Origin of the sequence: Myceligenerans pegani (genome assembly GCF_014892515.1) — a bacterium.
GTDB classification, from domain to species: Bacteria; Actinomycetota; Actinomycetes; order Actinomycetales; family Cellulomonadaceae; genus Myceligenerans; species Myceligenerans pegani.
Window position 1 is genome coordinate 1 of the sequence record NZ_JADBGR010000039.1, and the last position, 22,323, is coordinate 22,323.

A 22,323-nucleotide genomic window follows, 5' to 3' on the forward strand; every position below is an offset into this window, starting at 1 on the left:
CGCGGCCCGCGAGGCCGCCCGCACCAGCATGACGGAGCACCCCGTGCTCGCCGCGGCCGGCGTCCTCGACGCCGGCGCCTGCGGTCTCGTGCTCGTGCTCGGAGCGTTCGTGGCGGCGGCGGTGTCGGACAGCCCCGGCACGATGGAGCCCGTGAGCCTCGACCTGATCGTCCAGCCCCGGCGCGGCGCGGCCTTCGTCTCGCCCGAACCGGCCGCCTCGCACGACCACTCCGGTACCGGCCTGGGCGCGCTCGAGCTCATGTTCGTCCTCACGCGCGGCGCGGCGGGAGCGGAGCACGTCGCGCCCCGGCTGCGGTCCCGGCTCGAGGACGTCGGCGACTCCGTCGTGGTGGTCGGCGGTGACACCGGGGGAGGCACCGCGGTCTGGCAGGCGCACGTGCACACCGACCGGCTGCCGGACGCGCTCGCCGTCGCCGCCGGGATCACCGGCACCGGCACGCTCGCCCAGGTGCACGTGCGCCACCTCGAGGCGGCCGACCCGCACGAATGGGGCGTCGTCGCCCTCACCACGGCGCCGGCGCTGGCCGCCGATCTCGCGCACACCGGCGCGGTCGTGCTCCTCACGGGTGGCTTCGGCGCCACGGTCGACGCGACCACGTCCGACGACGTGCAGCGCGCGGCGGCCTCCACCGGCGCCCGCCGGGCCCTGGTGCTCGGCGACCGGTCCTGGGCGGTGCCGGGCGGCGACCGCCCGGTGCCCGGACCGGACGACGGCGATCCCGGTCCGGGGCCGGACGGCGGCCGGCGCACGTTCGGGCCGGGCGGCGACCGCGCCGGGACCGGATCAGGCGGCAGCGACCCAGGCTCCGGGCCGAGGGGCAGCGACCTCGGCGAGATCGTCACGCTGGACGCGCCGACCGACGTGCACGTCGTCGTCGCGCTCGCGGCTCTCGGCACCGCACCGGGCGCCACGAGTCCGCAGGACGTGGTGCGTACCGCCCTGGAGGGCCTGCGCGTGGTCGGCCCGCTCGCGGGCTCCGAGGCAGCGACGGCGCTCGCGGAACTGACGGAGCCGGCCGGGTCCGACGGGGTGGCCGGGCCGCCCGAGGTCGTCACGGCACTCCTGGACGACGACGCCGCCCACGTGGCCGGAGAGCTCGCGGTGGTCCTCGCCCGGGTGGCGCCCGCCGCGGAGCTGGTCGCGCTGCCGACGGGACGCCCGGGCCGGACGGTCCACCTGGGTGTCGAGACGGCGGACGCGGGTCTCGAGACGGCAGGCTCGGGTGCGGAGGCGGCCGGCCTCGGCGTCGAGACGGCCGCCGGCGAGGGCCCGGCGCCAGGCCCGGCGCCAGGGGGCGGGCGATCGGACCCCGGCGCGATCGCCGCGGGCGGGCCCGTCGGCAGGCAGGCGCTGCGGGAGGGCGTGTGAACCCGCGGCCCCGGCTGGACGAGCCGCTGCCGCGCGCGCTCGGCCAGGCGCGCGGCAAGAACCCGCTGGCCAAGCTCGGCCTGGAGACGGTGGGAGACCTGATCGGCCACTACCCGCGGCGCTACGACGACCCGGGCCGCCTGACCGATATCAGCATGCTGCGGGCGGGGGAGCACGTCACCGTCATGGCCCGCGTGGTCCAGGCCACGGTGCGGCCCATGCGGAACCGCCGGGGCGCCCTGCTGGAGGCGGTCATCACCGACGGCAGGCACCACCTCTCCCTGACGTTCTTCGGCAAGCACCGCGGCTCGCTCTACGCGCACGAGCAGCGGCTCGTGCCCGGCCGCACCGGCCTGTTCACCGGCACGGTCGGGCTGTACCGGGGCGAGCGCCAGCTCACCCACCCGGCGTTCATGATGATGGGCGAGGACGACCTGGAGTCGGACGAGGACATGCTCGCCGAGGCCGCGCGCCCCATCCCGATCTACCCTGCGGCCGCGAACGTGCCGAGCTGGAAGATCGCGAAGGCCGTGCGCACGGTCCTGGACACCCTGACGCCCCCCGACATCCCGGATCCCGTGCCGATGGAGGTCCGGGCACGGGCCGGCCTCCCGGAGCGGCTCGCCGCGCTGCGCAAGGTGCACCGCCCGGACACCCTGTCCGATGTCCGCGCGGGGCAGCACCGGCTCCGGTTCGAGGAGGCGTTCGTGCTGCAGGCCGCGCTCGCCAAGCGGCGCGCGCTGGCCACCGGCCGTCCCGCCACGCCGCGCCCGCGTGTCGTCCCCGACACCGGTGGAGGCAGCCTGCTCGCCGACCTCGACGCGCGGCTGCCGTTCGACCTGACCGCCGGGCAGCGGGACGTGGGGGACGAGATCAGCGCCGAGCTGGCCACCGACCGGCCGATGCAGCGCCTGCTGCAGGGCGAGGTCGGGTCCGGCAAGACGGTGGTGGCACTGCGCGCCATGCTCCAGGTGGTCGACGCCGGTGGCCAGGCGGCCCTGCTGGCCCCCACCGAGGTGCTCGCCGCCCAGCACGTGCGCACGCTCCGCGCCCTGCTCGGCCCGCTCGCCGAGGGCGGGATGCTCGGCGGCGCGGAGAACGCGACCCGGGTCGTCCTGCTGACCGGGTCGCTGGGCGCGAAGGCGAGAAAGGAGGCGCTGCTCGCCGCCGCGAGCGGCGAGGCCGGGATCGTCGTCGGGACGCACGCCCTGCTGTCCGAGCACGTCCAGTTCGCGGACCTCGGCCTGGTCGTCGTGGACGAGCAGCACCGGTTCGGCGTGGAGCAGCGGGACCGCCTGCGCGACAAGGCGAACTCGGCCCCGCACCTGCTCGTCATGACGGCCACCCCCATCCCGCGCACCGTCGCGATGACGGTGTTCGGGGACCTGGCGACCTCCTCGCTCACCGAGGTGCCCGCGGGGCGCGCGGGCGTCACCACGCATGTCGTCCCGGCGGGCAACGGGCGGTGGATGGACCGGACGTGGGCGCGCGTACGGGAGGAGGTCGACCGGGGCGGCCGCGCCTACGTGGTGTGCCCCCGGATCCACCCCGACGACGACGGCGGGGGCGGTGGCGGCGAGGACGGCATGGAGACCGTCCCCGCGGCCGAGCCCGCCACGCTCGGGGACGACGCGGGCCCCGGCCCGGGCGAACCACCCGCCGTCCCGCTGCGGGCCGTGCTGGAGGTCGTCGAGGAGCTGCGCGGGCGGGAGCAGCTCGCGGGCGTCGAGATCGGCGTCCTGCACGGGCAGATGGCGCCCGCCGACAAGGACGAGGCGATGGCGCGGTTCGCTTCGGGCGAGACGCCCGTGCTGGTGTCCACCACCGTGGTCGAGGTCGGCGTCGACGTGCCCGAGGCGACCGTCATGGTGATCCTCGACGCCGACCGGTTCGGCCTGTCCCAGCTGCACCAGCTGCGCGGGCGCGTCGGGCGCGGCACCGCGCCCGGCCTGTGCCTGCTCGTCTCGGACGCGCCGCCGGGCGGTACGGCGGGCATGCGTCTCGAAGCCATGGTGCGGACCACGGACGGGTTCGAGCTCGCGAACACCGACCTGGAGCTGCGGAGCGAAGGAGACGTGCTCGGCGCCGCGCAGTCCGGGCGATCGAGCTCGCTCCGGCTGCTGCGCGTGGTCAAGGACGCGAAGCTCATCGAGCAGGCCCGCGCCGAGGCGGTCGGCGTCGTCGCGGCCGATCCGGACCTGCACTACGCCCCCGAGCTCGCGGCCGCGATCGCCGAGCAGCTCGACGCGGAGCAGGAGGAGTTCCTCGAACGGGCCTAGACGACGCCACCTACTCGCGCGACCTCCTGGCGGGTAGAGTCCGCGCCCGTGAGCGACCACCAGTACGGGCGTCCGGGGCAGCCGGAGCCGCACGGAGACCCGCGCCGTGCTCCGCCGAGCGCACCACCGTCCGGAGGCACGTACGACACCGTGCCGTACGTCGAACGGGCCGCGCCCCCGCCGTCGGGCGACACGGTGCCGTACCCCGACCCGGGCACCACCCCGCCCCCGCCGTTCGACGACGTGTTCCAGGGCGAGCCCGGCGTGAAGCGGCGCCGGCGCGGCACCGTGTGGTCGCGTGGTCTGCTGCTGGCCGCGGCCCAGCTCGTGCTGGCGGCGGCGCTGCTGTTCCGCGACCAGCTCCCCGGCGCCCTCGGCCTGGCCAGCCTCGTCGCCTCGATCCTGCCGTGGCTGGGCGCGCTCGCCGCGCTGCTGCTCCTCCTCGGCCTGGCGCGCCGCTCCGCGACCGCGACCCTCGCGTTCCTCCTGCCGGCCGCGGCCTGGGGCTGGGTCCTCTGGCCACGCCTCACGGCGGAACCCGTCCCGCGCGACGACCTGATCGTCGTCCAGCACAACGTCAGCGACGACAACCGGGACATCGCCGGGACGGTCGGGGTGCTGCTCGCCGCCCGGCCCCACGTCGTCGTCCTGGAGGAGGTCACCTCCCCGCTCGTCGAGCAGTACACGCGAGCGTTCGGCGACGCGCTGCCGCACCGGGAGGTGCACGGCACGGTCGGCGTGTGGTCCGTCCACCCCCTGCGCGACGCGCAGGAGGTGGACCTGCGACCCGACGGCGCCGGGCCCGGCTGGAACCGGGGCATGCGGGTCACCGTGGTCCCGGACGACGACACCCCGGGCGTCGCGGTGTACGCGGTGCACCTGCCGTCCATGAGGCTCGGCCCCACCGGCCTCGACGTCGCGGCCCGGAACCAGAGCGTCGGGCTGCTCGCCGAGGTCCTGTCCGCCGACGAGTCCGACGCCGTCGTCGTGGCCGGCGACCTGAACGCGACCCTCGACGACCCCGCGCTGGAGCCGGTGACCGCGCTCGTGTCCGAGCCGCGGCACGGCCTCGGGTTCACGTTCCCCGCCGCGTTCCCGATGGTGCCCATCGACCACGTGCTCGCCCGCGGCGCCGCGGTCACCGAGGTGCGGACGCTGCCGCGCACCGGAAGCGACCACCTCCCCGTCGTCGCCTCCGTGGACCTCCCCTGGTCCTGACGGTCCGCCGCCGCGCAGTCGGTCGGATGTCGCACGGTCGGTCGGAGGCCGGATGATCGGCCGCCCGAGGAACCGATCGTCCGACCTCCGACCGACCATCCGTCAGGCGACCGGCACCCGACGAGCGGCCGACCGGTCTCCCGGGCAACCCCTAAACTCTGCCCTGTGAGGATCGTTGCCGGGACGATGGGTGGGCGGACGCTCGTCGTCCCCCCGAAGGGAACCCGGCCCACCAGCGATCGCGTGCGCGAGGCGATCTTCTCCCGCCTCGATCACCTCGACGTGCTCGACGACACCCGCGTGCTCGACCTCTATGCCGGTTCCGGCGCCCTCGGCCTGGAGGCCGCGAGCCGCGGCGCCCGGCACGTGACCCTCGTCGACTCCGCCCGGGGAGCCGTCGCCGCGGCGCGCGCGAACGTCGCGACGCTCGGCCTCGCGTCGTGCGTCCGGGTCGTCGCCGGACCCGTCGAGCGGTACACGGCGGCGCTCGCGGCCACGCCGCCGTCCGGCGCCACGCTCGACCTGGTCTTCCTCGACCCGCCCTACGACCTGTCCGACGACGGTCTCGCGCAGGTGCTGCGCGACCTGGCCGCGCCGGGCGTGCTGGCCCCCGGTGCCGTCGTCGTCGTCGAACGGTCGGCCAGGAGCCCCGAGCCTGCCTGGCCGGACGGCCTGACCCCGTTCGGACACAAGGCCTACGGGGAGACGGCGGTGTACTACGCGGAGCCGGCAACGGCTGACGGGCAACGGCCCGAGCCGTGACCAGGGTGGCGGCTCCGCGGAGCCCTGCCCGGCGCCGTAGGGTGTGGGCCATGACCATCGCCGTCTGCCCGGGTTCCTTCGACCCGATCACCCTCGGCCATCTCGACGTCGTCCGGCGGGCGCGCAGCATGTTCGACCGCGTGATCGTCGCCGTGGCCAAGAATCCCGGCAAGTCCGGCCTCCTGGACCCGGACACGCGCGCGTCGCTGGCCCGCGCCGCGCTCGCGGCCGACCCGGCCACGGCGGACATCGAGGTCGGCATCGCCGAGGGGCTGCTCGTCGACTTCTGCCGGGAGGTGGGCGCGACCGCCGTGGTCAAGGGGTTGCGGGGCGGCGCGGACTTCGACGCGGAGCTGCCGATGGCGCTGATGAACCGCCACCTGTCGGGCGTCGAGACGGTGTTCGTCGTCGCCGATCAGGCGTACGCGCATATCGCCTCGTCCCTGGTGAAGGACATCGCGCGGCACGGCGGCGAGATCGACGACCTGGTCCCGGAGGGCGTCGGAGCGGCGGTCCGCGCCGCCGTCGGCTGACCGGCGTGCGGCTGTCCGCGGTCGGTCGTCGTGCGACCGACCGCCGCCCGGGTCCGCGCCCGGGCCGGAGCCCCGCACCCCGCCGGCGGGCGCGGGGCGTGGCGGATCACACCCGCTCCGGGCCGACACGATGCGGGCCGATGCCGTAAGATTGCAGGCTGGTCCTGCGTGGACCACCATCCCGCAATCGATCGCACCTTCCCGGAGCCTGCCATCACACTCGACCCGCGCTCGCCGCTCGTGCTCGACACGCACGAGCTGTCCCGGCGTCCCGGCACCATGCGCACGCACAGCGCCACGGTGCAGGCGCCGTCTGCCGTGGGTACCCCCGTGATCGCCGTTCCGGAGGGCGCCGACCTGGACCTCGACCTGCGGCTCGAGGCCGTCATGGAGGGCGTGCTGATCTCCGGGTCCGTCCACGGCGAGGCGGTCGGCGAGTGCGTCCGCTGCCTCGACGAGGTCACGGTCGACGTCGACGCGCCGGTCCAGGAGCTCTTCGCCTACCCGGAGCGGGCCGAGGCGGAGGCCGCGGTCGGCGACGACGAGGCGGAGGACGAGGCGTCCGTCCTGGAGGGCGACCTCGCCGACATCGAACCCGCATTGCGAGATTCGGTGGTCACTGCACTACCATTTCAACCGCTGTGTCGTCCGGACTGCCCGGGCCTGTGCTCCGAGTGCGGTGCACGCCTGGCCGACGACCCCGGCCACCATCATGATCAGGTCGACCCTCGCTGGTCGGCGCTGCAGAGCATGCTCGAATCCCCGAGCGTGTCCGACGAGACGAAAGAGAGCTGACCGTGGCTGTTCCGAAGCGCAAGATGTCGCGCAGCAACACCCGTGCGCGTCGTTCGCAGTGGAAGACCACCGCGGCGACCCTCACCACCTGCCCGTCGTGCCAGGCCGACAAGCTGCAGCACACCGCGTGCCCGACGTGCGGCGCGTACAAGGGCCGTACCTACCGCGACGCCCTGAAGACCGTCAACGCGGGCTGATGGCCCGCCGCGGCGCTCCGACTCCCTCGGAGCCGGGCGAGCTGCTGGAGAAGCTCGGGGTCGTTCTCGACCCCGAGCTTCTCGTGCTCGCCCTGACGCATCGCTCGTTCGCCCACGAGGCGGGCGGGATCCCGACGAACGAGCGCCTGGAGTTCCTGGGCGACACGGTCCTCGGGCTCGTGGTGACCGAGGCGCTGTACCGGCGTCACCCCGACACCAGCGAGGGCGACCTCGCGCGGATGCGCGCCGCGACCGTGTCGCAGCGGTCGCTGGCGAAGATCGCGCGGACGCTCGGGCTGGGCCGCTACGTGCTCCTCGGCAAGGGTGAGATCCGCACCCGCGGCTACGACAAGGACTCGATCCTGTCCGACACGGTCGAGGCGCTGATCGGCGCCACGTACGTGTCGCACGGGCTCGAGGCGTCCCGCGACCTCGTGCACCGCCTGGTCGACGACCAGCTCGACGTCGCCGCCGGCCTGGGCGCGGGCCTGGACTGGAAGACGTCGCTGCAGGAGGCGGCCGCCGAGCGGGGCCTCGGCGCCCCGGACTACCTGGCGACCTTCGAGGGCCCCGAGCACGCCCGGATCTTCCATTCCGAGGTGGTGATCGACGGCGTCGCCTACGGACAGGGCTCCGGCTCGGCGAAGAAGCACGCGGAGCAGGAGGCGGCCGAGGAGGCGTACAAGGCGCTGGTCGCCAGGTTCCCGCTGCCGGAGGCGACCGAGAACGGCACGGGGAACGGCACGGAGACCGCCGCCGGGAGCCCCGCGGCCGCCGAGCGGCAGACGGAGAACGTCCCGGCGACCCCCGCCGAGGACGGGCCTGCCACGCCGGCGCGGCAGGCGCCCGGTGCCTGAGCTGCCCGAGGTCGAGACCGTCCGCGACGGTCTCGACCGTTTCGTCGTCGGGTCCGTCGTGCGGCGCGTGGAGGTGCTGCGGGGCTACAGCGTGCGGCGCCACGAGGGCGGCTCCCTCGACTTCGCCGGCCGCCTGACCGGTCGCCGCCTCGCCGCGGCCGTCCGCCGCGGCAAGTTCCTCTGGCTCCCGTTGTCCGACGACGACGGCCCGGGCGCGCCCGCCGCCCCGGCCGGCCCGCCCGCCGGGCTTCCCGGTGAGGCCCTCCTGGCCCACCTCGGCATGTCCGGCCAGCTCCTGGTCCGCGGCGGGGAGAGCGCGGACGACTGGCGCCACCCGCACCTCCGCGTGCGTCTCCACCTGGAGGGCGCGCCCCTGATCGACGGCACGCCCGCCCACTACCTCGACTTCGTCGACCAGCGCACGTTCGGCCACCTGAGCGTCCAGGACCTGGTCCCGGACGACGAGGCCCTTCCGGGCGGCCCGGCGTCCCCGGCCGGCTCGGCGCTTCCGGACCACCCATCCCTGCCCGCCGGGCTCGGCAGCGACCTGCCGCTCCTGCCGGAGCCCGTGGCGCACATCGCGCGCGACCTGCTCGACCCGTACGTGGACCGCGCGGAGGTGGCGCGGCGCGTGCGCCGTCGTCGGACGCAGATCAAGCGCGCACTGCTCGACCAGACCCTCGTCTCCGGGGTGGGGAACATCTACGCCGACGAGGCCCTGTGGCGCGCCGGCGTCCACGGCCGCCGCCCCACCGAGCGGATGCGGCAGGCGGACGCGCTGCGGGTGCTGGACGCGGCCACGGAGGTGATGCGCGAGGCGCTGGGCCACGGCGGCACCTCGTTCGACGCGCTGTACGTGAACGTGAACGGCGAGTCGGGCTACTTCGAGCGATCGCTCAACGTGTACGGGCGCGAGGGCGAGCCCTGCCGCCGCTGCGGCACGGAGGTGCGGCGTGAGCAGTTCATGAACCGGTCGTCGTACTACTGCCCCCGCTGCCAGCGCGCACCACGTTCCTGAGCCCCAGGGCGCCGTCGCGCACCCATGCCGTGACCTGGCTCGCGAGGAAGCGTGCGGCGCCGCGCGGCCGGCCCCCGGCCACGTGCGGCGTGAGGACGAGGTTCGGGCAGTCCCACAGCGGCGAGTCGGGCGGCAGCGGTTCGGTCTCCATGACGTCGAGCGCTGCCCCCGCGAGGCGGCCGGCCCGGAGGGCGTCGACCAGGGCGGCCTCGTCGACGGTCGCCCCGCGTCCGGCGTTGACGAACCGGGCGTGCGCGGGCAGCTTCGCGAGGACCCCGGCGTCGAGCGCGTGCCGCGTGCTCGGCACGGCCGGCAGCAGGGAGACCAGGACGTCGGTCGTGGGCAGCAGGTCGCCGAGACCGTCCGGGCCGACGACGTCGAACCCGGCACGCGTCCCCGCCGACCCCGCGACACCGGTCACCTGCGCGCCGAGACCGGCGAGCAGCGGCGCGAGGCGCTCCGCGATGGACCCGAAGCCCCACAGCACGACGCGCGCGCCGGACAGGGTCCAGTGCGCGTCGGTGTCGGGAGCCGCCTGGGCGGCCGCCATCTCACCGGCCCAGCGGTGCTCGCGCTGCGCCGCCAGGGCCTCCGGCAGCCGCCGCACCGACGCGAGGATCAGCATGAGGGTGTGCTCGGCCACGGTGTCGTCGTGCAGCGACCTCCCCGAGGAGATGACGACGTCGTCCGCGAAGCCCGCGGCCAGCGCCACGTCGGGACCGGCCGACAGCGTCTGGACCCAGCGCAGGCGGGTGAGGCGGCGTGCCGCGTCGGCGACGAGGGCGGGCGGGTTCGCCCAGGTGACGAGCGCGTCGGCGTCGGTGTGCTCATCGGGGACGGGTTCGTCCATGGCATACGGCACGACGGCGTCGTCGGCGAGGGCGTGTCGTCCGTCGTCGTCCAGGAACCGCCGGAAACCGAGATCGAACGCGACGTCGGGCAGGAGAATCTTCACCCGGGGACTGTAACGCCTCGGCGCGATCGGCCGGGGCCGCCCGGCTCGGCGGCGTCGCTCCGCGCCGGAGTCCTCGCCTCAAGCCTTCCCACGCCGGCACGAGCTTCCCGCGCTGCCCTCCTGGCGTTCCCGCGGGAAGCTCGTGCGACGGAGGAGAACCTCACGCCTGGATGTCAGGCGACCCGGACGAACGTCGGGTTGGACTGCCACATCGAGGTGTAGCGCAGCGGCGTGCCCGGCTGCACCGCCTCGACGATCATGCCGTTGCCCGCGTAGATCGCGACGTGCCCGGAGGTCCACACGATGTCGCCCGGCTGCGGGTCCGAGACGACGGTGCCGGCGTAGCGCAGGTCGCTCGACGTGCGGGGGAGGCTGATGCCGAGCTGCCCGTACACGTAGCTGACCAGGCCGGAGCAGTCCAGGCCCTCCGACGGGGTGGACCCGCCGAGCACGTAGGGCGTCCCGACGAGCTCCATCGCGAGGTTCACGGCCTGCTGGCCCGTGGAGGAGCCGGTCGAGGTGGACACGGTGGCCTCGGCTGCCGCAGCAGCCTCGGCCTCCGCCTGGGCGGCCGCCTCGGCCTCCGCGGCGGCCCGCGCCTCGGCCTCCGCCTGACGCTGGGCCTCGAGCTCCGCCTGGCGCTGCCGCTCGAGCTCGGCCTGGCGCCTCTCCTCGGCGATGCGCCTCGCCTCGGCCTTGCCCTCGGCGGTCTCCGCGTACGGCGTGACCTTGACGGTGTGGGCCTCGACGACGGTCTCGGCCTGCTTGGAGACCCGGACCTGGTCGACGAGTTCGTCGGCCAGGGTGCCGGCGACGCGGGCGTCCGCCTTGCCGTAGTCGACGGTCTGCTTGGCGTTCTCGGCCGGGGCGGCGTTGGCGCTCGACGAGAACACCGAGGCAAGCATGCCGCCCGTGACGGCGGCGATCGCGCCTGTCCTGGCGGCGGCCTCACTCACGCCGGACAGCGGAGTGACTGCGGGACGCTCGGCGCGGTGACGACCGCGACGGGACGGGCGGCTGGTTTCGGGCGTGATGATGGCCACGTTCTCCTCCGACGCCTGCGAGGTGAGCTGTCGGGTTCGGATGGGAGATCACCCGGCCTCCCGAAGGAGGCTTCACCCCAAGGGCCTTGTGGCCCGTCCTACCTGGTTCCCCCGTCCCCGCCATGTTTTCGCTGGCCAGATCCGGTGGCGGGGCTCGGCGGCCGGATCCGGAGCCACGGTCTGGGTCCGCGGCTGGGGATGACAGTACAGAGGATCGCGCCCGATGTCACGAATTGGTCACGCGAAGGTTTTCACCCGCGTTCCGGACCCCTCGGAAAGGGTGTGTCATCGCAGGTCATGCCTGCGAAATGCCGCGCGCCCGAACAATCACCTAGGGTGGCGGCATGCCGCTCTCCGACGTCGAACCGCGTGTCGACTCCGCCGATCCGGCCGAGCAGTTCGTGGCCTACCTGGACTACTACCGGGGTGCCGTCGAGCGCAAGGTCCGAGGCCTGGGCCCCGAGGGTCTCGGCGCCCGCCCGCTCGAGTCCGGGTGGTCGCCGCTCGAACTGCTCGTGCACCTCGTGCACATGGAGCGGCGGTGGTTCGTGTGGGGATTTCTGGCGGAGAATGTGCCCGACCCGTGGGGCGACCACGTCGCCGGGGACCCGGAGGGGGCCTGGGCGGTCCCGGCGGACGACGCGGACCTCGACGACTGGCTGCGGCGGCTGCACGACGGCGGCGCTCGCACCCGCGACATCCTGGCCACCCGCGACCTGGCGGAGCGCGGCGCGACCGGCGGCCGGTTCGGCCCGGGCGAGACGCCGCCCACGCTGCTGTGGATCGCGTTCCACGTGCTCCAGGAGTACGCCCGGCACGCCGGCCACCTGGACGCGGCCCGCGAGCAGATCGACGGCGCGACGGGGGAGTGACGGCGGCGCGGGGCGGGCTGCGCGCGTGGCCGGCGTCAGGCGCGGGGCGTCAGGGCGATCTCGCGGTCGGCCAGACCCCGGGGGGCCGGGCGGTGAGTCGCCAGGGCGACCGCCGTGCCGGTGGTGCGTGCGTGATGCGCGAGGACGCGCATGACGTCGTCGGCCGCCGCCGCGTCGAGGTGCTCGGCCGGCTCGTCGACGAGCAGTGCGTCCGCGCGGGCCAGCAGCGCCCGGGCGATGAGGAGCCGGCGCCGTTCGCCGCCCGACACGTTCGTCGCGTCGGTCCCGAGCAGGGTGTCCAGGCCGTCCGGCAGCCCGTCGAGCCACGGCGTCAGCCCGACGGCGCCGAGCGCCGCGCGCGCCTCGCCCTCGTCGACGTCCCCGCGCGCCACCCGGAGGTTCTCGAGCACGGTGGTCCCGAACACGTGACCGTCCTCGGCCACGAACAGTGTGCCAAGCGCCGGCGCCCTCCCGACGTCGTCGCGCGCCGCTCCCGCGTGGGCCTGTGCCGTTCCCGTGCCGGCCGACGCCGCGACCGCGTCGGCTCGTGCTCCTCCGGCGACGGCCGGGAGCACCCCCCGGTCCGGGAGGAGCCCCGCGGAGCGCATGAGGAGGGTCGTCTTGCCCGAGCCCGACGGCCCGGTCACCACGGTCACCGTGCCAGGCTCCAGATCCAGCGCGACGCCGTGCAGGTCCGGGCGTGACTCGCCGACCCGTTCCGCCGAGCCGTCCGAACCGTCCCCCAGCAGGCCGAGCAGCCGCCGGGCCGCCTCCCGGGACCGGTGCCACTGGACGGCCGCGGCCGGGAGTCCCGCGGTCGCCTCGAAGACGGCGAGCGGGGTGAGCACGACGACGCTCAGCTCCTCGGGCGCGAGCCGGCCCGCCGCCACCGCGGGGATCCCGAGCAGCAGCGCCGCCACCACCGCGAGCCCCTGCGCGAGCGATCCGAGCCCGGCCGACACCCCGGACACCCGCGCCCCCGTCTCGTGCACGGCATCGAGCTCCCGGTCGGCGGCCCGCAGTTCCGCCGACCGGGCGGCGAACCGCCCCGCCACGCGCAGCTGCGGCGCCTCCTCCAGGAGCTCGAGCGCGAGCCCGCTCACCCGCCCGCGCGCCGCCGCGCCGTCGGCCTCGACCCGCGCGGCCGCCCGGGCGGCGAGCCACGGCACGACGACACCCGCCAGCAGCAGGCACACCGCGAGCGCGATCCCTGCCTCCGGCAGGAACACCCCGACCAGGACGACCGATCCGGCACCGGTCACCAGGGCGACCCCCGCGGGGATCACGGCCCGCACCACGACGTCGCCCACGCTGTCGACGTCGGCGCCGAGCCGTGCCAGCAGGTCGCCGCGCCGCACCGACGGGGTTCCGGGGGCGTCCGCGAGGCCCGCGTAGACCCGCGTCCGCAGCGCCGACATGCCGCGCAGCGCGACGTCGTGCGAGGCGAGGCGCTCCAGGTAGCGCAGCACGCCGCGCCCGATCCCGAAGGCCCGCACCGCCACCACGGCCACCGACAGTGTGAGCACCGGAGGCATCTGCGAGGCGCGCGCGATCAGCCAGGCCGCGACGGCGGCCAGCCCGATCGCGCAGACCAGCGCCAGCGTGCCGAGCCCGACGGCCGCCGCGACGCGGCCGGGCCGGACCTCCAGCAGGGGCAGCAGCCGCCACAGCGGGTCGCGGCGGGGACCGCGCCGTGCGGCGCGCCAGATCCGGCGGTTCGCCGCAGTGTCCGACGACGACGCATCCGACGACGGGCCGCCGCGCGACACGCCACTCGACGACGCCGACCCGGGAGACCCGGCACCTGAGGACGTGGCACCCAAGGGTGTGGCACGCGGAAAAGCCGCCAGGAGCGGGTCGCCCGGGGGGAACTCCGTGGGCGGCTGCGGACGGGGCGTGGCGCTCATCGGGCGGCTCCGGAGTCGAGGTCGGTCCTGGCGTCGGTCCTGTCGTCGCCGGTCGTGGTGGTGCCGGACGCGGGCCGTGCCGCGACGTCGATCACCTGGTCGGCGATCGCCAGCAGCGACGCGCGATGCGCGACGACGAGCACGGTGCGGCCCTCGGCGCGCCAGGCGCGCACGGTGTCGAGGATCTGCCCCTCCGAGCGGGCGTCCAGGTGCGCCGTCGGCTCGTCGAGGATCACGAGGGGGCGGTCGGCGCCGCCGTCCAGCAGGGCGGCCGTGAGTGCCACCCGCTGGCGCTGCCCCACGCTCAGTCCGGCACCGCCCAGCCCGACCCGGGTGTCCCACCCGCGTGGGAGGTCGCGGACGACGGCGTCGAGCCCCGTCATCCGTGCCGCCCGGGCGACCCGCACGGTGCGTCGCGGGGACACGGGCGCGTCGTCGGCCTCCGGCCCGCCGCCGGATGCCGCGTGGAGGACCTCGCGCAGCGAGCCCGGCGGGATCGCGGGCCGCTGGGGGACCCACGTGACGTGGTGCCACCAGTGCTCGAGGCCGAACTCACGCAGCGGCACCAACCGTGCCTCGCCGGACGGCCCGCCCGACGGTCCGCTGCGTGAGGTGCCGGGCGAGCCGCCGGGCGCCCGGCCGCGTGGGCGATCGGGTGCCTCACCCGACTCCGGCAGCTCCAGGAGCACCCGGCCGGAGTCCGGTTCGACCAGTCCGAGCGCCGCCAGGACCGCCGTCGACTTCCCGGAGCCGCTCGGCCCGCGGAGCGCCACGACCCGACCGTCCCCGGGACGGCCCGAGCCGAGCGGCACGCGCGCCGTGAGCCCGGCGGGCGCGACCACGTCCCGGTCGCCCGCGCGCACGTGGACGTCGTCGAACACGAGCGCCGCCGGGACGGCTCGCGCGGGACCGCCCGCCGCCTGCTGGTCATTCGCCCGGCTCGCGCTGTCGGCCCGGCTCCCCCTGTCGGTCGGGCTCCCGCCGTCGGTCCGGCTCGCGTCGTCCGCCCCGGGCCCGCCCGACGCCGGCCGCGGGCCGTCCGGGCCGCTCCCGCCGGGGACGCGACGGGCCGCGTCCCCCGCGTCGAGGAGGTCGAGGGCCCGGCCCGCGGCCGCCACGCCGTCGACCGACGCGTGGAACTCCGCCCCCACCCGGCGCAGCGGGAGGTATACCTCCGGGGCGAGGACCAGGACGGCGATCGCGGGCAGCAGGTCCATGTGGCCCTCGACGAGGCGCAGGCCGACTCCGACGGCGACGATCGCGACGGACAGCGTCGTCAGCAGCTCCAGCACCATCGAGGACAGGAACGCCACGCGCAGGGTCCGCATCGTCGCGCGGCGGGAGGCGTCGCCGAGCGCCCTCACCCGGGCCGCCGGTCCGGCCGCACGTCCGAACGCGCGCAGGGTCGGGAGGCCGGCGACGAGGTCGAGCACCTGGTCACCCAGCCGGGCGACCGTCGCGAGCCGCCGCTCCGAGGAGCCCGCCGTGAGGCGTCCCACGAGCACCATGAAGATCGGCACGAGCGGCAGCGTCACGGCCACGACGGCCGCCGAGACCCAGTCCAGCCACAGCACGACGAGCACCAGGGCGGGGGTGAGCAGCGCGGTCAGCACGAGCTGCGGCACGTAGCGCACCAGATAGGGTTCGAGGTCGTCGAGCCCGCGGGTGACCAGGGTGGCGACGCCCGTGCCGGCCGGCGCGGCGCCCGTGCCGCGGGGCGGTCGCGTGGCGACCGCGTGCGTGACCTGCTCGCGCAGATCCGCGATCGTGCGCGACGCCGCTCGCCGTGCGTATCGCTCCTGCGCCCAGGCGACGACGGCGCGGCCGGCGACGACGACGCCCAGCGCCACGAACAGCACCACGGGGGGCGTCACGCCCGGGTTCTGGATCACCGGGGCCAGCAGGGCCGCGATGAGCAGGGCCTGCGCGACGACGAGTCCGGCGGACGCCAGCCCCAGCCCGACGGTCAGCATGAGGTACGAACGGGCCGGCCGGATGTGCCGGAGTCGTGGATCGAGGGGACGCACGTGCCCATCTTTGCGCGTCAGGGCCGGAAACGGGGCATGCCGTCCCTCACAGATCGCGGTGATCTCCGGTGGCCGCGGCGCGGCTCCGGATGCCTCGCCCCACGGCGTTCTACGCCTGAGATGCCCAGCAAGTAACGGATGTGCCATCCGTCGCTCTATCTCTTGCCGATTTCACCCGCCGCTGTGCACACTTTCATTTCAAGAGGCAATAAATCATTACTGATCCGCCCCAGAAACGTCGTTCCCGCAATTCAGGACTTCGATGACGGAGTGACCGATGACGGTGGTCAGAAAGATCGTGGCGCCCCTCGGGACGCCCGCGGCCGGCACGGCGGCCGGGTCCGGTGCCCGGCGGCGAACGTCCCGCGTGCTTGCCGCCCTCCTCGCCCTGCTGCTGCTCGCCGCGGTCATCGGCGTGCTGCAGGACTCCAGGATCCCCGCCCCCGCGGGAGCCGACCGCGCGGCCGCCCGCGACTCCCTCTCCGCCGCGGCCGCCGCGGCACTCACCCGCTCCTTCGTGACCGACGTCGACGAGCAGGCCCGCACCGCGACCGTCGACATGTCCCGGTCCCCGGAGGCCGTCCACGCCTGGATGGACGAGACGAGCGCCGAGCTCGACGGCTGGACCATCGAGGTCACCGGCCTCGACGCCCCCGACGGCGAGGAACGGGCCGCGCTCGACGCCGCGGCCGCCGAGGCCGAGGGGGACCGGCCCGTCGAACCGCCGGCGTGCCCGGACCTGCCGGTGGGAGCCAGGACCGACGACGGGTCCACCGTGCCGTACCTCGGCTGCGACCCCGCCACCGGCCACGAGCCACCCGCCGCACCCGTCCGGGGCGGCGTCCGGCACTCGCTCGGCGCCGCGGTCGACATGGTGCTCGCCGAACTGATCCCCGGGGCCGACCTCGCGGCGAGCCGGGCCTCCGTCAGCGGCGGGCAGGCCGTCGTCGACCTCCCGGCGGACTTCCCCGGCGCGGCGGCGAACGCTCCCGTCCCCGCCCACGAGATCGACCGGGCCCTCCTCTTCACGGCGTACAGCAACGGCGCCCTCGACTCCGTCCGCTTCCGCGTCGCCGGCGACTGCCTCGCCTACGCGACCGCCGTCGACGGCGACATGTGCGCCACCGTTCCCCTTCCCGTCGAGCTCCCCGCCGAGCCCGGCGGTGCATCCGGCGGTGAAGAGGAGTGACCCCCGTGCCCACGAGCCTCCGACCGCCCCGCGGCCCCGCCGGCGCGACGCGACCGGCCGCCGTCCTCACCGCCGTTCTCACCACCGCCGCCCTCGTCACCGCCGTCTTCACCACCGCCGCCCTCGTCACCGTCGGCCTCGCACCGCCGGCCGCCGCCGACGTCGACTACAACCCCGGCACCTGGAACGGCAAGCGCGTCTACCTCTCCCAGGCCTGCCACGACGGGAACGACGGCGTACCCGGCGGCTCCTGCATCACCAACCACGGCTGCGGCGGCTACTCCGAGAACGCGCAGTCGTACGCGACCGCCCTCCACGCGATCAACGGCGCCCAGGAGGACCGCCTCAGCCTCCTCGAACGCGGGTACCGCGTCCGCCGCGGGACCGGCACGCTCAACCAGAACGTGAACAGCTCCAACAACTACGGCGCCGACCTGCACCTCCCGCTCCACTCCAACGCCCGCGGCGAGACGTGCGGCAACACCACCGACCGCGACCACGGGACGCTCATGATGTACGTCTCCCCGGCGGGCCGCGACTGCTCGGACACGTTCGTCCGCTGGTTCGGCCCCGCCAGCCCCGGCACCAACGACGTGCGCGCCTACCGGTCCAACCTGGGAGAGCTGAACAACACGACCGCGGTCGCCTGCTACCTGGAGATGGAGTTCCACACCTGGAACAAGGGCACGAACTGGCTGCTCGGCGAGGAGGACTACTCCTGGCGGATCGGCAAGTCCGTCGACGAGTACCTGGGGTACCCGTGACGGCCGCCCGGCGCCTCACCACACCCCTCCTGGCCGGGACGCTCCTCCTGGCGCTCGCGGCGTGCGACGCGGGTGGCCCGGACGGCCCGCGGCCGTCGTCGTCCCCGAGCGCGCCGCCGCCGACGGCGGAGGCCGCCGAGCCCGACGCCCCGGGCCCGGACCGGCCCACCCTCGAGGTGGTGCCGGCGAACGAGAGCCTCCGGGTGCGGGCCGAGGGCCTGCCCGGCGGCCGGGTCGTCGAGGTGCTGCCGTGCGCGGCCGAGTTCGTGCAGCTCGACCGGGGCGCCGCCGACGCGATGTGCTCGTTCAACTCGGACGCGGGCGTCGCCGTGGAGACGTCGGCCGACGGCAGCCTGCGCACGACGGTCGAGCCCGAGGCCTTCCTCAAGATCAACGGCCACGAGGTGCTGTGCGACACCGGGTGCGTGCTCGGCGTCGTCACCGACGGGCGGACCGTGCGCGCGACCGCGCCGTTCGGCCTGCCCGACGGCGTCGTCGTGCCCGAGGCACCGGAGCTGACCATCGAGTCGTGGAGCTACGACGTCCGGGCCAACACCGGGACCGCCGTCGTGACCGGCAGCGGCTTCGAGCCCGGGGCCGACGTCGACCTCTCGCAGTGCCCCGTCGCCGCGGACGGGAGGGGCGTCGACGGACCGGACTGCCTCTACGAGTACGGTACGGCCGCCGTCGCCGACGCCGACGGCGGGTTCCGGGTGGACATCGCCGCCTACCCGCTGTTCCAGCGGTCCCACGGCAGGCACGCCGACGAGTACGTCGACTGCGCCGCACGGCCCGCGATCTGCGCGATCGGCGCACCCTGGGTGCCGGGGGAACGCGTCGCGCTGGCCACCCTGGACACGGCCCCGTGATCCCTCAGAAGGCGGCGTCCTTGATCTTCTTCCAGGTCAGGCCCGCCGGGGCGGGGATGTCCCGCACCGACAGGCGGCGCCGGAACACCCAGTACGTCCATGCCTGGTAGGCGACCACGAGCGGGGTGAGGATCACCGCGACGACGGTCATCACGCCCAGCGTGTACGGGGTCGACGCCGCCTCGCCGATGGTCAGCGACTCACCGCCGTCGAGCCCGGGCATCACGTCGGGGTACATGGATCCGAAGATCAGTACCACGGCCGCGATCAGCACCACGGCCGACAGCCCGAACGCTCGGCCCTCGGCGGACCGCCGGGTCGTCACGACGACGCCGGCCAGCGCGCCCGCGGCGACCACCACGGCCGCCCACGTCCACGGCGCCGAGTACGCCACCTGCGCCCAGACGGCCCAGCCGCCCGCGACGACGACGGCCACCCAGGAGAGGACGTGAGCCAGGCGGACGGCACGCTCGCGGATGTCGCCGCTCGTCTTGAGCGCCACGAAGATCGCGCCGTGCAGCAGGAACAGCACCGTGGTGACGAGCCCGCCGAGCAGGGCGAAGGGGCTGAGCAGCGCCCAGAGGCCGCCCACGTACTGGTGCCCCGCGTCCAGCTCGACGCCGCGTACCAGGTTGGCGAACGCCACGCCCCACAGCACGGCCGGCACCCACGACCCCACCTGGATGGCCACGTCGCAGCGGCGCCGCCAGCTCTCGTCGGAGATCTTGCCGCGGTACTCGAACGCGACGCCACGCACGATCAGCGCCACGAGGATGAGCAGCAGCGGCACGTAGAAGCCGGAGAACAGCGTGGCGTACCACTCGGGGAACGCGGCGAACGTCGCGCCGCCCGCGGTGATCAGCCACACCTCGTTCCCGTCCCACACGGGCCCGATCGTGTTGATCAGGACGCGGCGCTCCTTGTCACGGTGCTCCGGGTCGCGGCCGCGCGGCAGGATCGACAGCAGCATGCCGACGCCGAAGTCGAACCCCTCCAGGACGAGGTAGCCGGTCCACAGGACCGCGATGAGCGCGAACCAGAAGATTGCGAGATCCATGTGTCGGTTCCTTTCGAAGATCTGGTCACCGGTCCCGGGCCGCCGGAAACGGTGCGAGGACCGAGGACGCGAGGTACGAGCGCCCGCAGGGCCGAGGCCGAGCCCGGCGGCTCCGGACGGTTCAGTAGGCGAAGGAGAGGGGGCGGTCGGCGTCGTCGTCGGCCTGCGCCTCCGGCGACTCGTCGCGGACGGTGTCGGGCGCGCCCTCCACCGCGTAGCGGTGCATGAGCCGGACCCAGACGACGGCGAGCACGCCGTACAGGACGGTGAACACGATCATCGAGGCGAGCACCATGCCGGGGCTGACGACCGTGGACACGCCGCGCTCGGTGAGCAGGCGGACCTGGTCGATGCCGGTCGGGTTCGGCGCCACGACCCACGGCTGGCGGCCGGTCTCGGTGAAGATCCAGCCGAACGAGGAGGCGAGGAACGGGGTGGGGATCGCCCAGATCCCGACCCGGGCGAACCACGGGTTGCCGGTGACCCGCCCGCCGCGGGTGAACCAGAGCGCGAGCAGTGCCAGGGCGGCCGAGCCGGCGGCGAAGCCGATCATGAGCCGGAACGACCAGTAGGTCAGGGCGAGGTTCGGGGTGTAGGAGACCGGGTCGTCGGCGGCGTTCGTCTCGCCGTAGCGCTCGGTGTACTCCGCCTGCACGTCGTACACGCCGGGCAGGTAGCTCTCCTCGCCGCTGAAGCTGCCCGTGCCCAGGTAGCTGGCCAGGCCCGGCACCTCGAGGATGTGCCGCACGCCCTCGCACGAGTTGGACAGGTCACCGATGGTGAGGATGGAGAAGCTCGCGCCCTCGGTGCCCTCGCACAGCGCCTCGGCCGACGCCATCTTGCCCGGCTGCTGCTCGAACATGAGCTTCCCCTGGAAGTCCCCCGAGAGGCCGACGCCGACTCCGGCCACCAGCATCGTGACCGTGCCGAGGACGACGGCGGGCCGGTAGACGTCGCGTGCGAGGGCCACCTTGGTCTCGTCTCCGCTGCGCACGAGGCGCACCATCCACCAGGCGGCGATGCCGGCCACGAACGTTCCGGCGGTGAGGAAGGCCGCCGCGACCGCGTGCGGGAAGGCGGCCCAGAGCGTGTTGTTGGCGAGGATCGCCCAGAGGGACTCCATCTCGGCCCGCCCCGTCTCGGGGTTGAACCGCGCGCCCACGGGATGCTGCATCCAGGAGTTGGCCGCGAGGATGAAGAACGCGGACAGGTTCACGGCGACGGCGACCGCCCAGATGCAGGCGAGGTGCACCTTCTTGTTCAGCCGGTCCCAGCCGAAGATCCACAGCCCCAGGAAGGTGGACTCGACGAAGAACGCGGCGAGGGCCTCGATCGCGAGCGGCGCGCCGAACACGTCGCCGACGAACCGCGAGTACTCGCTCCAGTTCATGCCGAACTGGAACTCCTGCACGATGCCGGTCACCACGCCCATGGCGAAGTTGATGAGGAAGAGCTTCCCGAAGAACTTCGTCAGCCGCAGCCAGCGTTCGTTCCCGGTCCGCACCCAGGCCGTCTGCATGATGGCGACGAGCGGGGCGAGACCGATCGTCAGCGGGACGAAGATGAAGTGGTAGACCGTGGTGACGGCGAACTGCCATCGCGCCAGATCGAGTGCGTCCACTGGGGCTCCTGCGGGTCGGTTCGATGCTTGTTCAATTCTTCACAAGCAGCTTATGCCCGTCGGGTGCCCGAGCTTGACGACGCACCGCGTGACATCGGCCACTGGCCCTGGTGTCGGTGCGCACCGGCGGGTCGGCCCGGCCGGGGCCGGCGCGCCTGTGCGATAATGAACATGCCCTTGCCGGACCCACATCCTGGCCGGGGATGCAGAGCCCGCAGGACCGCGTCCGCCGCGGTGCCGCGACGACGGAGATCGACAGGGATCCGGGTCGCAGGCGTCCGCGAAGACACGGCCGTGGGGCCGCAACCGAGACTTCTGTCCGGCACGGCGCTCCGAGGCGACGTGCCGCAGGACTACCGACCGCCTGGCGGTCCGCCGATGTGGGGCGGGCCCCAGCACAGGAGCTACCCACGTGACGACTCCCTCTACCGCCGGTCCGACCGCCGGGTCACAGAACGATCACGACGGCGAGGCCGAGGCCCCCGCGACGACGAGCAAGCCGGCGCGACGCCGGGCCACCCGCACCACGTCGGCGCCCGCCAAGACGGTCGCCCCCATCGTCATCAAGGCCGCCCCGGTGGCGGAGCCGTCGTCGGCCCCGGCTCCGGCGTCGAACGTCACCGCCGGTACGGGAGCCGCGTTGCGTCCGCGGCGTCGCGCCCGCCGCGGTTCCGCGGCGCCGGCGGAGGCGACGGCCGCCTCGGTGAGCGAGGCGACTCCGGAGACCGGGACGGATCCGGCCGCCGCGCCCGTCGAGAGCGTCGCGCCCGCCCCCGCGGGCGCCGAGCGGTCGGAACCCGCCGCGGCGTCGGATGTCGAACCGTCCGGGGTGGAGCCGGTGGAAGCGGAGCCGGCGCCGAAGCGCCGTTCGCGCCGTGCCACCAAGGCCGCAGGCGCCGTCGAGACGGCGGAGCCCGCGCGGCGTTCCCGGCAGACCGCCCGGGCCGAGGCCGGCGCCGGAACGACGGCC

19 protein-coding genes, 1 pseudogene and 1 riboswitch are annotated in these 22,323 nt (G+C 74.8%); of the genes and pseudogenes, 14 read left to right on the plus strand and 6 right to left on the minus strand.

The window, feature by feature from the left end:
* The 9 genes from IIE03_RS25570 to IIE03_RS02590 form a co-directional block, all read left to right on the plus strand.
* Positions 1–1,390: DAK2 domain-containing protein (locus tag IIE03_RS25570; RefSeq protein WP_463352368.1), on the plus strand; the 1,390-nt coding region annotated here is incomplete at its 5' end.
* On the plus strand, positions 1,387–3,669 hold the full coding sequence (locus IIE03_RS02555; protein ID WP_318842760.1) for an ATP-dependent DNA helicase RecG: 2,283 nt from the start codon (positions 1,387–1,389) through the stop codon (positions 3,667–3,669). The genes IIE03_RS25570 and IIE03_RS02555, both read left to right, overlap by 4 nt.
* 48 nt (positions 3,670–3,717) lie before the next feature.
* The gene (locus tag IIE03_RS26595; protein WP_192861159.1) at positions 3,718–4,887 is read left to right on the plus strand and encodes an endonuclease/exonuclease/phosphatase family protein; all 1,170 of its coding nucleotides are present in this window, start codon (positions 3,718–3,720) and stop codon (positions 4,885–4,887) included.
* A gap of 165 nt (positions 4,888–5,052) precedes the next feature.
* Positions 5,053–5,649 carry a 16S rRNA (guanine(966)-N(2))-methyltransferase RsmD gene (gene rsmD, locus IIE03_RS02565; RefSeq protein WP_318842761.1) on the plus strand — a complete coding sequence of 199 codons (597 nt, stop codon included), beginning with the start codon at positions 5,053–5,055 and terminating at the stop codon, positions 5,647–5,649.
* Positions 5,650–5,699: 50 nt separating this feature from the next.
* Complete coding sequence (gene coaD, locus IIE03_RS02570) at positions 5,700–6,182, plus strand: pantetheine-phosphate adenylyltransferase (RefSeq protein ID WP_192861160.1); 483 nt, start codon at positions 5,700–5,702, stop codon at positions 6,180–6,182.
* 240 nt (positions 6,183–6,422) lie between these two features.
* Positions 6,423–6,977 carry a YceD family protein gene (locus IIE03_RS02575; protein ID WP_318842764.1) on the plus strand — a complete coding sequence of 185 codons (555 nt, stop codon included), beginning with the start codon at positions 6,423–6,425 and terminating at the stop codon, positions 6,975–6,977.
* A gap of 2 nt (positions 6,978–6,979) precedes the next feature.
* Positions 6,980–7,174 (plus strand): 50S ribosomal protein L32, encoded by a 195-nt coding sequence (rpmF, locus tag IIE03_RS02580; RefSeq protein ID WP_123813628.1) that lies wholly within the window; start codon positions 6,980–6,982, stop codon positions 7,172–7,174.
* The gene (gene rnc, locus IIE03_RS02585; RefSeq protein ID WP_192861161.1) at positions 7,174–8,031 is read left to right on the plus strand and encodes a ribonuclease III; all 858 of its coding nucleotides are present in this window, start codon (positions 7,174–7,176) and stop codon (positions 8,029–8,031) included. The genes rpmF and rnc overlap by 1 nt, the downstream gene beginning before the upstream one ends.
* On the plus strand, positions 8,024–9,049 hold the full coding sequence (locus IIE03_RS02590; RefSeq protein WP_192861162.1) for an Fpg/Nei family DNA glycosylase: 1,026 nt from the start codon (positions 8,024–8,026) through the stop codon (positions 9,047–9,049). Before rnc ends, IIE03_RS02590 begins: the two co-directional genes overlap by 8 nt.
* Here IIE03_RS02590 and IIE03_RS02595 read toward each other — a convergent pair.
* Entirely contained in the window at positions 8,994–10,004 is a 1,011-nt protein-coding gene (locus tag IIE03_RS02595) for an NAD(P)-dependent oxidoreductase (RefSeq protein WP_318842762.1), read from the minus strand. The two genes, IIE03_RS02590 and IIE03_RS02595, sit on opposite strands and share 56 nt — an antisense overlap.
* A gap of 173 nt (positions 10,005–10,177) precedes the next feature.
* On the minus strand, positions 10,178–10,960 hold the full coding sequence (locus IIE03_RS02600) for a C40 family peptidase (RefSeq protein ID WP_318842763.1): 783 nt from the start codon (positions 10,958–10,960) through the stop codon (positions 10,178–10,180).
* Positions 10,961–11,045: 85 nt separating this feature from the next.
* Positions 11,046–11,194, minus strand: a riboswitch (cyclic di-AMP (ydaO/yuaA leader).
* A gap of 197 nt (positions 11,195–11,391) precedes the next feature.
* On the opposite strand from IIE03_RS02600, the gene IIE03_RS02605 reads away from it, so the two are divergent.
* A complete protein-coding gene (locus tag IIE03_RS02605; RefSeq protein ID WP_192861163.1) occupies positions 11,392–11,919 on the plus strand; it encodes a mycothiol transferase in 528 nt (175 codons plus the stop codon).
* A 35-nt stretch (positions 11,920–11,954) separates the two neighbouring features.
* Here the strand turns inward: IIE03_RS02605 and cydC are convergent, their stop codons facing one another.
* Together cydC and cydD are read right to left on the minus strand one after the other, a co-directional pair.
* Complete coding sequence (gene cydC, locus IIE03_RS02610; RefSeq protein WP_192861164.1) at positions 11,955–13,826, minus strand: thiol reductant ABC exporter subunit CydC; 1,872 nt, start codon at positions 13,824–13,826, stop codon at positions 11,955–11,957.
* Positions 13,823–15,853, minus strand: a complete 2,031-nt coding sequence (gene cydD / locus IIE03_RS02615; RefSeq protein WP_192861165.1) for a thiol reductant ABC exporter subunit CydD — start codon at positions 15,851–15,853, stop codon at positions 13,823–13,825. Before cydD ends, cydC begins: the two co-directional genes overlap by 4 nt.
* A gap of 277 nt (positions 15,854–16,130) precedes the next feature.
* On the opposite strand from cydD, the gene IIE03_RS02620 reads away from it, so the two are divergent.
* The 3 genes from IIE03_RS02620 to IIE03_RS02630 are packed head-to-tail and all read left to right on the plus strand — an operon-like array spanning position 16,131 to position 18,675.
* A complete protein-coding gene (locus IIE03_RS02620; RefSeq protein WP_192861166.1) occupies positions 16,131–17,042 on the plus strand; it encodes a hypothetical protein in 912 nt (303 codons plus the stop codon).
* A 5-nt stretch (positions 17,043–17,047) separates the two neighbouring features.
* The gene (locus tag IIE03_RS02625) at positions 17,048–17,806 is read left to right on the plus strand and encodes a hypothetical protein (protein WP_192861167.1); all 759 of its coding nucleotides are present in this window, start codon (positions 17,048–17,050) and stop codon (positions 17,804–17,806) included.
* Entirely contained in the window at positions 17,803–18,675 is an 873-nt protein-coding gene (locus IIE03_RS02630) for a hypothetical protein (protein WP_192861168.1), read from the plus strand. The genes IIE03_RS02625 and IIE03_RS02630 overlap by 4 nt, the downstream gene beginning before the upstream one ends.
* Positions 18,676–18,679: 4 nt before the next feature.
* Here IIE03_RS02630 and cydB read toward each other — a convergent pair whose 3' ends face one another.
* On the minus strand, positions 18,680–19,732 hold the full coding sequence (gene cydB / locus IIE03_RS02635; protein WP_192861169.1) for a cytochrome d ubiquinol oxidase subunit II: 1,053 nt from the start codon (positions 19,730–19,732) through the stop codon (positions 18,680–18,682).
* Between the two features lie 121 nt (positions 19,733–19,853).
* Entirely contained in the window at positions 19,854–21,353 is a 1,500-nt protein-coding gene (locus IIE03_RS02640) for a cytochrome ubiquinol oxidase subunit I (protein WP_192861170.1), read from the minus strand.
* Between the two features lie 412 nt (positions 21,354–21,765).
* On the opposite strand from IIE03_RS02640, the pseudogene IIE03_RS02645 reads away from it, so the two are divergent.
* Positions 21,766–22,323: pseudogene (locus IIE03_RS02645) on the plus strand (hypothetical protein); the annotation flags it as partial.

Bases quoted from the DNA above. Each gene is read 5' to 3' on its own strand.
- cydC (WP_192861164.1), bottom strand. From the start codon at position 13,826: ATGAGCGCCACGCCCCGTCCGCAGCCGCCCACGGAGTTCCCCCCGGGC.
- cydB (WP_192861169.1), bottom strand. From the start codon at position 19,732: ATGGATCTCGCAATCTTCTGGTTCGCGCTCATCGCGGTCCTGTGGACC.
- IIE03_RS02620 (WP_192861166.1), top strand. From the start codon at position 16,131: ATGACGGTGGTCAGAAAGATCGTGGCGCCCCTCGGGACGCCCGCGGCC.
- coaD (WP_192861160.1), top strand. From the start codon at position 5,700: ATGACCATCGCCGTCTGCCCGGGTTCCTTCGACCCGATCACCCTCGGC.
- rnc (WP_192861161.1), top strand. From the start codon at position 7,174: ATGGCCCGCCGCGGCGCTCCGACTCCCTCGGAGCCGGGCGAGCTGCTG.
- IIE03_RS02605 (WP_192861163.1), top strand. From the start codon at position 11,392: ATGCCGCTCTCCGACGTCGAACCGCGTGTCGACTCCGCCGATCCGGCC.